Here is a 13,673-nt window from a genome sequence, read left to right as displayed (position 1 = left end):
TCAGCGCTCCGTCTTGTCGTGCCGGTACGTCGTGCCACGCACGGCCCGGTCGGCGGCGCTGACGCAGCACCACCACGGGCCCGCGCTCGAGGTAACGGCGGCACCGAGCATCCCCACCAGCGCTTGCGCGCTCCAGGGCACATGGGTCCGGGTAGCGGGATGGGCGGCCATCAGCGCCAGCGGGACCGCGGCGTAAAGGATCAGCGCGGCGGCGCTCGCCGCGACCGCACCGCGGCGGCGATCGAGCAGCGGCAACGCCAGCGCGGCGGCCACGGCGGGCGACTGGCTCAGCCACAGCCCTCCCCGGGCCAGCCCCTGCACCGTCAGGCCAGCCCGCCGCCACCGCGTGCCGAGCCCTTGGCGTGCGGCCAGCCCCGCGAAGGCCGGGTATTCGGGGTAGGACCAAAACCACTGCCGTCCCTGCCGGACCAGGGCGGGCACCGAGGCGGGAGTTTCGGCCAGCTCCAGCAGCGGCAGCGCCTCGATCGGCGTGCCGGCCGCGCAGGCGAGGTAGCCGAACGCCAGGTCCTCGTTCATCGTCTGCACCGGCAAGCCACCACGGGCGGTGAACTCATCAGCGCGGATGAACAGGCCATGGCCGACGCAGTGCGCCAGATGCGGCCACCGGCTCCCATGGCGCGCGTGGCGGGCCTGGCGGCGGAGCCGGGGAATCTCCCGGGCCAACGTCCAGCGGGTTTGCAGCAGGCCCGCTCCGGCGGCCACCAGCCTCCCCTGGGCCAGGAGCTGCGGCACGTTGGCCGTGAAGATCGCCGACTGCTGCACCACCCGTACCTGCTCATCACCGCTCACCCGGGCGGCGAGAGCGGCGATGGTGTCCGGGTGCGGGCGGGAATCGGCGTTGTAGAGCGCCACCCACACCTGCTCCTGCGGCACACCGGCCGCGGCCAGGTGGTGGATCTCGCCGTGGGCGGCGTAGTTGACCTGGTGGGCCATCGTCCCGCCGGGATCGGGGTAGTCGTAGTGCCGCGCCGCGACCCCGGCGGCGCGCAGCTCAGCCACCAGGTCGGCGGCGAGCTCGTTCGTGCTGCGCACCTCGGGGAACCGGCCGCGTTCGGCGTGCTCACGGGCGGTGGTCACCACCGCCAGCGACACCGCTGCCGGACACGCCTCGGCGAGCTTTGCGAAATAGCGCAACGCCTCAGCGATGATCCGCTGCTCACGCAACATCGGCAAGATCACCACCACGTGAAGCGGCACCCCACCCCCGACCGGCCGCCTCTGCCCGTCTTGCAACCAGGCCAGTGACCGGGCGGTGTTCCACGACCCGGCCGTCCCGCGAGCCGCCATCGCCACCGCGCCCGCCCAGCACACCCCGGCCAGGAGCCGGCGCCCGCTCATACGATCACCCGGCCCAGCCGCAACACCTGAAAGGCTTCCCGGTAGCCGCCCACACTCATCGCGCCCCGATACCCGGGAAGAAACCGGGCGGCCTGGCCGATGTAGTCGGCCTGGCCATCTCCCTTGGCGGCCGCGCTCTGCGAGCCGTACTGAGCCAGCGCCGCAGTGCGCTGGTCGAGCACGGGCGTGATGTCTTCGCCGTACTCCGGGTGACTGATCGGTGTCCACACCTCGTAGCCGAGGATCGTCTCCACCCAGTGCGGCCTCACCCCGTGCTGCGGGTAGTTGCCGCTGCCCGCCATGCCGGCGGCCCGCCAGCACAGCTCGAACGCCGCCCGATGGTCGTAGGGTTCGCGCGGGTGCGGCAGGTACAGCAGCCGCGGACGCCTGCGCCGCAGCAACTCCATCACCGTGCCCATCTGAGCCAGATCGGCCGGCGAGATGCTTCCGTCACCGATGCGTAGAAACTCCACGTTGTCCGCGGGCATGCCCAGGACGTCGGTGGCCGCGCGGGCTTCGTCTTCACGCAGCGGTCCGAGCCTGTCCGCCGACATGGTGGGGCTCGCGTGCTCACCGGAGGTCAGGTAGGCCACGCCGGTGCGGCGGCCCGCCGCCAGGTGGTTGATGATGCTGCCACCGCACCCCAGCACTTCGTCATCAGGGTGGGGTGCGATCACCAGAACATCGAGTTCGTCCAAGGTCGTCTCCTCGGGGATCGCCGTGTGAGCTGTCATCGCTCACAGAACCCCCGGAGGGCATAGGCGGTGAAGACGGCGAATCGGCCATCTTCGCCGCCGACCCCAAGGCGGTGCCAAGACCGCCGCGAGGGGGCGCGTACCGGCTGTGGGGTAGGCGGAAAGTAGGCGAATCCTTGCCGGGCAACGACATCCGCGAAGAACACGGTTACGCTCCGGGCAGGGGTCGCCCTACGCCAGGAGGTAGCTCGTGGCCCATACCGGTGACGACGGCCCCGCCCGCAACCACAGCCTCATCTACTGGCAACAGCAGGCAGGCCTGAACAACTGCCAGCTAGCCCGAGAGCTCCAGGAATTAGCGGATGACAAGAACGTGCATCCCGATGCTCGGCGCGTACGCGCCTGGCGGCACGGTGAACGACCCCGCGACCCGGTCCCCGAGCTTTTGCTGGAAGTTCTACGCCGCCACGTCGGCCAGCAACTCACTCTCGCCCACATCGGCCTCGACCCCGCCGCGCCGGTGACCGCGTGGCCGGGTACCCCCTGGGTATCGACACACACGGTCACCGAGATCATCAACTGCACCAGGAGCGACCTCATGCTCGGCCGCCGCGACGTTATCAACCACAGCGCTGCCGTCCTCACCGGCGACGACCTGCTGCGAGCCATCCAGCCCTGGACGACAGCCACCCCCGACCCCCTCGACATCCCCTCCGGCCACAGCCACAGCCGCATCGGGCTTCGTGAGGTCACGCAGATCCACGCCGTCACCGCGGGCCTGCGCGAGCTGGACAACCTCCACGGCGGCGGCCTGGCCCGCGAAGCGGTGATCGGACAACTCACCTGGGCGGCGTCCCTGCTGAAGGACGCCACCTATACCGAAAAGGTCGGCCGTAAGCTGTATGCCGCCGTTGGTGAGCTGGCCAGCGTCGCCGGTTGGATGAGCCACGATTGTGGTATGCACGCCGCTGCCCAGCACTACTTCCTGCTGGGCCTGCGCGCTGCCAAGGAGGCAGGTGACGCCAACCTTGGCGCGCATCTGCTCAACTGCATGGCCCGTCAAGCCGGCCACCAGGACCGGCCCCAGGACGCTCTCGAACTCGTCCACCTGGCCCTGTATGGGGCCCGCAACTCTGCCACGCCGACGGTTCGGGCCATCCTGCATAGTCTCGAAGCCCGCTCCTACGCCGTCATAGGACGACCCGACTTCGACCGGGCGGCGGGCCTGGCTGAAGACGCCTTCGCGCACAGCACTCCTGCGGATGACCCGCCATGGGTGGGCTTCTTTGACGCCAGCGAGTACTACGCCACTCTCGGCGTGTGCTACCAAATTGCCGCCCGCCAAGGCCAGCCGACCCACGCGACCCGCTCCATCAACATGATCGAACAAGCGATCACCCTGCGAGCTGACGGCCGTATCCGCAGCAAAACCTTCGACTTGATCGGTCTGGCTCGGGCGCACCTCGCCGCCGATGACCCGGACGGCGCCGTCGCCGCCACCAACTCCGCGCTGGAGCTGATGGCCTTCGTGGACTCGACACGCGTCCAGGACCGACTTCGAGAACTACTCGACGAAACCGCACCCTACGCGGGCACATCGGCATTGGGTGACCTTCAAGCGAGGATCACGACCCGTCTGGACGCATAACGACCGAGTCGACTCGCTGCATGTGGTCCTGGGGCCAGCGCCACAGCAGTCACTACCTGCTGGCCGGGACCTGAGTCGTTCAACCGCACCCACGCGCTCGATTGAGTGCCGAGGTCAGGACTCTTCACTGGGCTCGCTCGGGAGGCAATTTGACGCCGGCTGCTCGGAGCGCCTTGGCGCGGTGAGGCAACATTTCGCCCCTGCGGTAGCGGGCCCTCTCTTGAGATAGCCATCGGCCGAGGGTGAGCTTCTCGGGGGACGGGGTGACGTACTTCTGCGGTACATCGACGCTTCCTTCGTGCGTGCGCTTGTAGACGTACAGCGCTTGCAGGTAGCGGTTCCAGCGGTACTCAAGGGCGTCCCAGATGAAGCCGCGGCTGTCGAGCTGCTTGATGTCTTCGCCGGGCACGCGGCCCTCCTGGCGGCGCCTCCGCAGGCCGGCGACCTTCCGGCCCAGCGGCCGGCCGTTGGGCCCGGGAGTGACGTACTCCTGCGGGACGTCCAGGTCACCGTTCTGTTTCTGGTAGTCGTCCAGATCGGCGAGGAACTGCTCCCACTCCGAATTCGGGACATGCCAGACCATGCCGTGGGCGGTCAACTCAGCGGCGAAGCCGGGATCAAGGGATCCTGCGTTGTAGCGGACACGGGTGTTGCCGACGATGGAGCCGAGCGGGTAGGGAGGATCGTCATCGGTGACGTACTGCTTGGGAACAAGCAGGTCACCGCGCGCCTCGCGGTACTTGCAGAGTTCGGAGATGAGGCGCCGCCGGTGGTGTTCGCGCAGGTCCCAGGCCATGCCGATAGCGTCCATTAGGGCGATCCATCGTGGCGAGAGGGTGTTGTTCTTCTTGTAGGTGCGCAGGTGGTGGAGCCAGTTGTCGAGCGGCAGACCGGAGGGTGTCTGCCAGCCGTCCGGCACCAGCAGGTCGCCGGCTTGGGCGTAGTACGCTTCGGCGGCGCCGTAGTACTCCTCCCAGGAGTGGGTGCTGGCGCGGATGGCCTGGACGGTGATGGCGGCGGCGAAGCCGTCCGGTACGGGCACGCCGGTGACGCGGAGCCACTCGAGTAGCGGCCGGTCAGGAGAGACCTTCGCGCCGGCGAGGAGGGAATCGTTGCCGAGTTGGCGGCGCAGCGTGCTGAGGTGGCTGGCAAGTTCCTCGTCGTGGGCGGCCAGGGCACCCACGACCTGCCACACCCCGGCGTAAGCCGAGGTGGCGAGTGCGGTTTCGGGGTCCTCGCCGGGTTCGAGGATGACCGGGACGATGATGGAGGCGGTCTTGGGGCCGGGCTGGTTGCCGCGCCGTAGTGCCCGGCCGATGGCCTGGATGGTGTCGATAGCAGAGGTGCGCCCGTCGATGAAGGCGACGGAGTCGACCGCAGGCACGTCAATACCCTCGCCGAGCACGCGCGAATTGGCGATGACGACCAGGCCGTCGTCGTCGGAGCGTAACCGGTCCAGAATCGTGCGGCGCTGGGCGAGAGGTTGGCCGCCGTGCACGTGCCCGGTCCACAGCTTGCTTGGACGTTCGTCAGGGTCCAGAAGGGTGGCGGCGTGCCGCAAGGTGGTGGCGAACCATTCGGCACCACTCACGCGGTTGTGGAAGGTGATCATGCGGCGGATGCCGTACTGGCGGGCGGCGCGCAGGACGGCGATTTGGGTGGCGAGCATGGAGGCCGACAGCGCCGACTTCCCGCCGCTTTGGTAGAACTCCGCAGGCTGCGGCGCGCGGGCAGCGGTACGAATCTGCTCACACGTCACGACCGGCGCTACGACCTGGTAGTTGGCCAGCAGGCCCAGCTTGGATGCGGCGGAGAACGAAAGGCGATATGCGGTCTCGCCGAAAATTTTCGCATCGTCCATGCTGACGACGTCGTCGCCGCCGCCCTGAAACACCCTCGGGGTGGCGGTCAGGTACAGGCGCCGGTCGGCGAGGACGTGCGCGTTGCTGTGGACGATGGCCCACGTCTTGTCCACGCGGCCGACGCTGCGGTGCGCCTCATCGCAGATGACCAGGTCCAACATCGGCAGGCCGAGCTCGTGCGCGGCGGCGATCACCGGCAGGCTGTGGTACGTGCTGGCCACGGTGACCCGGCCGTGGGCGGCGGCAAGCTCCACCAGGGCGGCGGCGTCGGAGGTGACGGCGGCTCGCTGCTCTTGCAGGTCGCCCTGATGCTCGTCCAGCACCTTCTGGTCGGAGCAGACGGCAATGACCTGGCCCAGCGCGGTGTCGCCGAGGACCGCGCGCCATTCACGGATGGTCTGGGTGAGCAATTCCAAAAACGGCGCCACGATCAGAACCCGGCTCCCGCCGGTGCGTTCCAAGAGCGTGCCGGCGGCGGCGGCTCCCATGCGGGTCTTACCAGTGCCACAGGCCATGACGGTAGTGGCGCGTTCCGCGCTGGTGAGCGCGGCCACCGTGGCGTCGACCGCTTCGTGCTGATGCGGCCACAGTTCATAGGCCCGCTTGTTGGTCATGGACGAGTTCATGCCTTCTGCGCGTGAGGGGAGAAAAGGAGGGTCAAGGTGGTTCGGGGCGCGGCCAGCCTGATATCGGCCGATGGCTGAACCCATGGGCCGTGTCGCAGGCTGATCACCCTGTCTGGGTGGATCAGTGCCTGCGCGCCGTACAGCGGCCGCGACCGCGTTCATGCAGGTTCATGGCGAGTAGCGGGTCGCCCCTGCTAGCCGGTGGCAGCGGCGAGATGGTCGGCTCTGCCGCTGCTGTGGAGTCCTGGCTGAGGCGCTGTAGTAGCTTGTCCAACCATCGCCATCGGGGCGCGCCGGTCGGGGGGACCCAGCCGTGGTAGCCCTCAGGGGAGACAGGTAGCCAGTCCATCGTGTGTCCTTCGCGCGGCCGGTTGTGGGGATGTGTCATGGGACGGCGGAGGGTTCGCGCCGTCCCACGACGCTGGCGCCCCGGCCAGGGCCATGCCCGGGCGGGGGTCGAGGGGGTTCGCAGCCCCGGCCTGGTCGGAAACGCTCGCGTTCGGGCCAGGCCGGGCGAGCTAGTTCGCGGAGTTCGCAGCGCGCCACATGAGCCAGAACTTGGTCCCATTCGGCAGGCTGATCGTCTTCAGCACCTGGTAGCCGAACCGCATGTACAGGTCGCGACTGCGCGGGCTGCTGGCCTCCAGATAGGCGGGGGTGTCAGGCCGCTGCGTGTGATGGTGGTTCAGCAGCGCCGTGCCCAGCCCACAGCCCTGGTAGGGCGGATCGACCGCGAGGAGCGCCAGGTGATCGTGGGGCGGCTCGGCTGGATGATGCTCCGCGAACAGCTTGTCCAAGAATTTGAAGTGGTCCACGTCATTGCCGGTGGCTGCTTCCAGGCGGAGATCGTAGTAACCCGGTTCCGGCAGCGGCTCGGTGCGGTCGAACCAGACCGCGACGGCGGCCGGGCCGGTGTTGGCGACGTGGAGCCGCACATCGCTGTCATCGCTGATGGGGCCGTCGTCGATGATGTCGACCAGGCCAAATAAGAGGGCGTGCTCCACGAGGATCCGGAAGTTGGCGGCCAGAACTGTGGGGCGGCGGCCCGCGTCCGGCACCAGCCAGCGCGCCGCATCCAGGTTGTTGAAGGCGGCGGCGATCAGGCGTGCAGTCGGCTCGATGTCGGTGATGCGGGCCTGGCGGATGATCGGGGGCATGGCGGGCGATCTCCTGCTTCTAGTTGAGGGGGGTGCTAGGGAGGGCGGCCTTGGCGCCCATCCCGATCCGGGCGTACATATCGGGCAGGACAGAGCGCAGGACGAGCCCGTACAGGACGCCGAGCGCGGCGACGTTCACATATAGCTGGGGCACGAAGTGGACGAGCCAGTGATCTTGCGGGACGCCGAGCAGGGTTGCGAAGTTGGTCGAGATCAGCGACACGATGGTGGCTAGGGCGCCTGTGGCCATCGCGGCGGGTGTCAGCGTGATGAGGCGCTGCCGGAGAGCCTGCCCGTGGGCGTGGCGGGCGGCGTAGAAGATGACGGCGATGGACGTGACGAAGATCAGCAGCAGCACGCCGAATCCGCCGGCGGTGCCGACGAAATAGAACAAGTCCACCAGCGGGTCCAAGCCCGCGATGGCGTAGGTGACGATCACGGCCAGGCCGAGCACGCTCTGCGCGATGGAGCCGACCAGGGGCGCCCCGCTGCGCGGCCGGGTCCGGCCGAAGGCCGCGGGCAGCAGCCGCTCGCGGCCGAGCGCGAACGCATACCGGGCGGTGGTGTTGTGGAAAGAGATCATCGCGGCCAGCAGACCGGTCACGAACAGCGCCTGCGCGATGTCGACCACGACGCTTCCCCAGTGCGCCCCGGCCAGCACGAAGATCGTCTCCGCGCCGTGTTGGCGCGCCGTCTCCACGATGTTGCCGGCTCCGGCGACCACCACCATCGCCCACGCCGACAAGGCAAACACCCCGGCGATGATCGCCACGGTCGCGTACGTGGCCCGAGGCACCGTGCGGCCCGGCTCGCGGCTCTCCTCCGAAAAGGTCGCCGCGGACTCGAAACCGACGAACCCCACGGCGGCGATCGCGAGGCTGGGTGCCAGCCCGGGACTGGTCAGCGCGGCAGCGGGAGACAGCGTCTCCAGCGCCATGTCGGTGGCGGGGTGGAGCAGATCGGTGAGGTCCAGGACGAGGATCGCCGTGATCTCCGCCCACAGCAGGAAGGCCAGCACGCCGGAGTTGACGTCGACGTGCATCACCCCCAGGACTGCCACTACCGTCCAGGCGGCCAGGGCGAGCAGCCACCACGGCGGGGAGATACCGACCCAGCGGTTCAGCATCGGCGCGAGCGCCGCACCGAACGCGCCGTACAACCCGGTCTGCAGGCAGTTGTAGGCGATCAATGCGACCCAGGCGGCGGCCACGCCCGCCGGTCTGCCAAGGCCGCGACTGATGTAGGTGTAGAGGGCGCCGGCGCTGGCCATGTGCCGGGCCATCGCCACATATCCGGTGGAGAACAGCGCCAGGACGACGCCCATGATCAGGAATGCGGCCGGCAAGGCAAGGCTCCCCGTGACGGCGTAAGCGGTCGGCACCAAACCGGCCACCACGGTGAGCGGCGCGGCTGCTGCCATGGTGAAGCAGACGACCGCGCGTGCGGACAGCCGGTCGGCGGCTAACGCGCCGGCGACCGGATCATGCCTGCTGGAGTGGCTGTTGGAGGGGGTGGTGCGCATCAGGTCCTCTCTTGAAGTCAGCGGTAGGTCAGAACGGAATCGCCGACCGCGGCGCGGACGCTGCCGGTCAGGTCCTTCAGCGGCTGCGGCATCCGCTCTTTCAGCAGAGCGGCCAGATACGCCTTGGCGGCGGGCCGATCGGCGGGATCCTCGATCACCACGCGCATCAGGTCACATGCGTCCACCAGCGCGGCCAGGAGCATGTCCTGCACGGTCATCGGTTTGCGCTCGTCCAGGTCCAGCTTCAGCCGGGTCGACGGCCACATGGCTTTCGTGAACTGGGTGTAGCGAAATCTCTGCTGACGGCGGAAAAGAGTCGGCTGCTCGCGCGTCAGGAGTCGGGCGGCGATCAGCCGCCCGGTCACATTCTTGACAGCGTCTTTCGCCAGATATTCGAGCCACGTGCGGACGGCGGTGTGCCGCGGCGAAGCCATGATGGAGGCGAGCGCGCCATCGGCCACCGCCTCGTGGACTCGCCGCGGATCGACGACGCGCAGATGCTCGCCCGCCACGGTGAGCCGGTTGTGCAGCACCAGCTCGCCGATCAGCGCGCCAGCGAGGCCCAGAGCCGCCCGTGACGGGTGCAGGTGGGGCAGACCCGAGTGCGTGGTGTCCCACATGGCGAAGAACAGGTCATCGGCAAGGATTCCTGCTGTCCTGCCGCGTGCGCCACCGGTAGCGGGTGGGGTCGAGTCCATGAGGGGCGAACCCTTCTGGTGATCATTCGTGGTTGGGGCGGTGGCCCTGGCGGCCGCCGTCGTGGTCGTGGTCGCGGTCGTGCGGGTCCGCCCGGGCGATGTCGGCTCCGGCCTCGTCGCCATCGGCCGGGGGCTCGACCGTGCTGTAGTTGAGGAAGGCGAGCACGATGGCGTTCAAGGCTGCGACCTTTGCGGTAGTGGAACGCAGAGCGTGGGGCCCTGGTGAGACAAGGAAGGCGGACAGCGAACGGGGAAGATGCCGCCCGCCTTCCCCACTCTCCGTCCGCCGCGCGGCGCTGTTAGAGGGCAGGCTCGCGCTGTGCAGGTGTGGGTGGCCGAGGTTGATCTCGCAGCCCCGCGGACATCCTGGGCTGCGAGACGAGACGGTCGACACGAGCCAGGACGAGGTCTTGATCCCGGCCCGTGTCGTGGCGCTGCTCCGGGAAGACTTCTCCTTTACTGGGCCCGTCAAAGACATAGATTGTGCGCGCAGATCTGGATCCGCCGACGCATACCCCACGCCTCGTATTCATCAGTCGGCCGGCCCGTCCCGAGCATCGGGCTGCGCGCGAAGCGGAACGAGCCGCGACCTCCACCAGGCGTCGTCGGCGGCAGTCATCATCGGCCAGAGCTCGGCCGGTGTCCGAGCCTCGATAGGCATCTTCACTCTCGCGGATCGGCCCGTGTAGAAGGCGAAGAAGCGGCGGCTGTGCGGGCCGTACAGCACCAGCCACCACCCGCCGCTGCACCTCTGAAGGTCCTCGGCATGTGCTTTTGCCGCGTTGGTGGCGTCGGGGTCAAACTCGGTGGCCAGCATGCTCGTCTTCAACTCCTTTCAGTAAACAGGTCAAGGGCACGGGCCGGGCGCCTCAACCCGGCCCGCGTCAGCGAGGCGCATCTCAGCCTTGCGAAGCGACTTGGACCTGCACCCGTGGTCTCGTCTTTGGTGCTCCAGGACTCGGAACACGGCGTACGTGCGGGCGGGCGGCTTCGCGCGTGTTGAAGTTGCTGCCGGGCGGCGGCGAGGAGGGAGCGTCGGTCATCATTGGGGGCCTCGGCTGGATATGGGGAGCGATCAGGAGTACGGACAACACCGCTCCCGTCGTATGCGGTAAGAACTAAAGTCAGTAAACGCTCAGTTGCGAAGCGTGGAGAGAGCCAAAATAGTTAACACTTCGCTAAGGCGGTGACCTGCGACGATGTCGCCAGGGGGGCCGAAAAGTTAACTCTTCGCCAGTCTGTCGGCGAGCGCTACATTTAAGATCGAGGCGTTCCCTTGCAAAGGATGAGCCATGGCTACTACGTCGAAGCGGCAGCGGACTCTTCGCACGCACCAGCTACGGATGCGTGGGCTGACATGGGAACACATCGCGGCGGTCTGGGAAACGGACCATCCCGAAATATCGCCGCGCGAAGCTTTTCGATGGGCCCATGACCTTAGCCTTCAGGACGTGGCTGACCGTTGGAATGAGCTCGACGCTGGTGATGCCACCATGGTCAAGTCGCGGATCTACCAGTTCGAGAACTGGCCTAACCGAGGTCGTCGCCCCAGCGTCGCCGCGTTGCATGTCCTGGCCCGCATTTACCAGACGCGCGCCCAGAGCCTGCTCACGAATGCCGAATATGCGTTCTATAGAAGCAGTGAAAGGGAAGAGATCACTTGTATCGACTATCGATCGCTTGATGACAATTACAGGACAAAAGAGCACACCGCTGTCGTAGATGGGTCATATCCGGGCACGCCTGAGGTATCTCGTCCTAATCTGACCGACCTAAGGGACCGTCGTATCCTCGATCCCTCCCAGCAACTGTCTCTCTACGCGCGAGAATCATCGAAGATCTTGAACCAGGCTGAGCGCAGCAACGTCGGGGACGACACCATCGCCCGGCTGAACGCCGAACTACAGCAGACAGCGCACAACTACCTGAAGACCCCGATGGGCAAGCTTCTCGCCGATGTGCGGCGCATCCGAGACGAATCACTCGGCCTGCTCGAGGGACAACAGCCCCTCCGCTACAGAACAGAGCTGTACGGGATCGCCGGATGGGCCATGACCATGCTCGGCTGGGCCAGCACCGACATGGGACGGGTCGATGCGACCGCGGCCCACACGCACGCGGCATGGTATTTCGCGCAGGAAGCCGGGAACGATGCCCTGCGCGCCTGGGTATGCAAGACGCGGCAAGTGGCGGCCTACTGGGCGAAGGATCTGGAAGCGGCGATTCGCCAGGCGGAGCGCGGCCTCTATTTTGCTACGCGGGCAGGCGGGCAAACCGAGGTGATGCTGGCGAGCACTCTGGCGCTCGACTACGCGCGGGCGGGAAGACTTGACGAGGCACGGGAGAAGCTGGCGCAGGCGCGGGACATTCCCGTCGTGCAAGAACGCCAGTGCCCGGGGGGAGTGTTGAGCTGCCCTGCGGAAAGGGCTCTGAGCTACTGGGCAGACGCCTGCCTCGTGCTCGACAATCCCGCGCTGGCGCTGGAGATGGCCAAACGCGCCGTGGCGCTCTCCCAATCCCGGCCAGAGCCGGATCGGAACCTCGGTACCGAGCGCATGACTCAACTGCACGTCGTTCGCGCTCACATTGACCTCAATGAGCTCGACGCCGCCGGCGATGAGCTGTCGCCGGTACTGGGTACCCCCGACGACGCGCGGCCGGCTCCTCTTCTGTTGCAACTCACCGAAATCAGCGCCAGGATGCGTCCGGCCTTGCGCGACAGCACGGATGGCAGAAGGATCAGTGACGCGATCGGCGCCTTCCGGGCGGCGACGACCGCGAAAGTGGAAAGGCGGGCGCTTGGAAGCGGAAGAGACCGAGACGCGTGACCACTGGTGGTGGCGGCCAGGCTGGCACATCGGCCGCTCCTGCTACACCTGGCACATCCTCGTGGAGGACCAGCCAGCCATCCATGAGTTCGCGGAACAGCTCCAGTCCCAGCTCGCGACTACAGGAGCGCTCGGCCCTATCCCGCTGGAATGGCTCCACATGACCCTGCAAGGGGTCGGCTTCACCGACGAGGTGAGCGAAGATACCCTGAACGCCATCGCCGCCGCAGTGAGCGAGCGTGTCGGCGGCATCGGCCCCGTGCCCGTCACCCTGGGGCCTCCCGTCGTGGATCCCGAAGGCGTCAACCTTCCCGTCCGCCCCGCGGAAGCGGTGGATGCGGTACGTCGAGCCGTACGCGAGGGCATCGCAGATGTGTGGGGTGCTGACCGAGTGCCAGAAGCGGAAGACGGCTTCGTCCCGCACGTGAGCCTCGCCTACTCCCACACCAGCGGACTGCCACTGGCGCCGATCCGGGACATCCTCGCCAAGCACGCGACCGTGCTTCCTGCCGTTCTGACCCGGGTCTCATTGATCGACATCAACCGCGACAACGGCATCTACCAGTGGCACCTCATCCGGCGTATGTCCTTCGGGCCCGCGCCGACGCACGGCTCTGGCGGCTGATCAGTCTTCGGCGTTGTCGCCGTAGCGCTTGTCGTACTGCTTGGCGACTACCTGCGCGCACCACCAGGCAATAGGCACGGCTCCGCCACCCGTGTAAAGGCTGATCTTGTCGGCCTGGTCCTCGTGATCGCTGATGATCCCGTACAGGGCGATCAGGACCACGACGAAGATGTGGAGCCGGATCATCATGACCTTCTGCTGGTGCGTGTACTTACTCGGGGCAGCGGTCGCCGCCTCCGCAACAGGGATGAGCTTCCCGTCCTTGGTGTATACGGCCTCGTAGGCAGGCAAGCAGATGGGCCGGTCATCGGAGTACCTGAGCAAGATCTTCAGCACCTCGTTGGAGATGCGATGCACAGCGGCCGTGTTGAGGGGCTTCCCCGGGGAGACCTTGCGGAGAGCGCGGTCGAGGTCATCACGCATCTCCTGCTCCGAAGGGCTGAAGCTGCCCATGTAAAGCAGCCCTCGGATCTTCAGGAGCCTCTCCCAGGTGGGCGACGCCCAGCCGGGCAACTGCTTGGCGGTAGTCATGCTTACGAGCGTATGCACTTCCCCCGACACAAAGCGCGCCCGAATCCCGGCTGGATGGAACGTCCTGGGATGCGAGATCCGGGCGACGGTCGGGGACGCAACGGGCGCGGAACCGGCACGCT

General features: G+C 67.4%; 12 protein-coding genes. 3 read left to right on the top strand and 9 right to left on the bottom strand.

The genetic code is table 11. The features are described from left to right. Together AB0F17_RS42980 and AB0F17_RS42975 are read right to left on the bottom strand one after the other, a co-directional pair. Window positions 1-1,359 carry a glycosyltransferase family 2 protein gene (locus AB0F17_RS42980; RefSeq protein WP_358035568.1) on the bottom strand — a complete coding sequence of 453 codons (1,359 nt, stop codon included), beginning with the start codon at window positions 1,357-1,359 and terminating at the stop codon, window positions 1-3. Then, window positions 1,356-2,093, bottom strand: a complete 738-nt coding sequence (locus AB0F17_RS42975; protein WP_358035566.1) for a PIG-L deacetylase family protein — start codon at window positions 2,091-2,093, stop codon at window positions 1,356-1,358. Before AB0F17_RS42975 ends, AB0F17_RS42980 begins: the two co-directional genes overlap by 4 nt. 211 nt (window positions 2,094-2,304) lie before the next feature. Between AB0F17_RS42975 and AB0F17_RS42970 the strand changes: the two genes are divergently transcribed. Next, entirely contained in the window at window positions 2,305-3,702 is a 1,398-nt protein-coding gene (locus AB0F17_RS42970; RefSeq protein WP_358035564.1) for a hypothetical protein, read from the top strand. Between the two features lie 124 nt (window positions 3,703-3,826). Here the strand turns inward: AB0F17_RS42970 and AB0F17_RS42965 are convergent, their stop codons facing one another. The 6 genes from AB0F17_RS42965 to AB0F17_RS42940 all read right to left on the bottom strand — a co-directional run bounded on the left by AB0F17_RS42965 (window position 3,827) and on the right by AB0F17_RS42940 (window position 10,384). Next, entirely contained in the window at window positions 3,827-6,178 is a 2,352-nt protein-coding gene (locus tag AB0F17_RS42965; protein WP_358035562.1) for a Helicase associated domain protein, read from the bottom strand. 530 nt (window positions 6,179-6,708) lie between these two features. Next, window positions 6,709-7,347, bottom strand: a complete 639-nt coding sequence (locus tag AB0F17_RS42960; protein WP_358035560.1) for a GNAT family N-acetyltransferase — start codon at window positions 7,345-7,347, stop codon at window positions 6,709-6,711. Between the two features lie 19 nt (window positions 7,348-7,366). Further along, entirely contained in the window at window positions 7,367-8,869 is a 1,503-nt protein-coding gene (locus tag AB0F17_RS42955; protein ID WP_358035558.1) for an APC family permease, read from the bottom strand. Window positions 8,870-8,886: 17 nt separating this feature from the next. Further along, entirely contained in the window at window positions 8,887-9,567 is a 681-nt protein-coding gene (locus AB0F17_RS42950) for a GPP34 family phosphoprotein (RefSeq protein ID WP_358035556.1), read from the bottom strand. A gap of 22 nt (window positions 9,568-9,589) precedes the next feature. Beyond that, window positions 9,590-9,745 (bottom strand): hypothetical protein, encoded by a 156-nt coding sequence (locus tag AB0F17_RS42945; protein ID WP_358035554.1) that lies wholly within the window; start codon window positions 9,743-9,745, stop codon window positions 9,590-9,592. 354 nt (window positions 9,746-10,099) lie between these two features. Beyond that, complete coding sequence (locus AB0F17_RS42940) at window positions 10,100-10,384, bottom strand: hypothetical protein (RefSeq protein WP_358035552.1); 285 nt, start codon at window positions 10,382-10,384, stop codon at window positions 10,100-10,102. Between the two features lie 634 nt (window positions 10,385-11,018). Here AB0F17_RS42940 and AB0F17_RS42935 point away from each other — a divergent pair. Beyond that, entirely contained in the window at window positions 11,019-12,395 is a 1,377-nt protein-coding gene (locus AB0F17_RS42935; RefSeq protein WP_358035550.1) for a hypothetical protein, read from the top strand. Then, window positions 12,367-13,020: a 2'-5' RNA ligase family protein gene (locus tag AB0F17_RS42930; protein ID WP_358035548.1), complete on the top strand. Its 654-nt coding sequence runs from the start codon at window positions 12,367-12,369 to the stop codon at window positions 13,018-13,020. Before AB0F17_RS42935 ends, AB0F17_RS42930 begins: the two co-directional genes overlap by 29 nt. On the opposite strand, the gene AB0F17_RS42925 is transcribed toward AB0F17_RS42930, so the two are convergent. Further along, window positions 13,021-13,551 carry a hypothetical protein gene (locus AB0F17_RS42925; protein WP_358035546.1) on the bottom strand — a complete coding sequence of 177 codons (531 nt, stop codon included), beginning with the start codon at window positions 13,549-13,551 and terminating at the stop codon, window positions 13,021-13,023. Window positions 13,552-13,673: the final 122 nt, after the last annotated feature.

It is taken from the genome of Nonomuraea sp. NPDC026600 (assembly GCF_040638335.1).
In the GTDB taxonomy this organism is placed as follows: domain Bacteria; phylum Actinomycetota; class Actinomycetes; order Streptosporangiales; family Streptosporangiaceae; genus Nonomuraea.
This window is presented reverse-complemented; position numbering and strand designations above follow the sequence as displayed.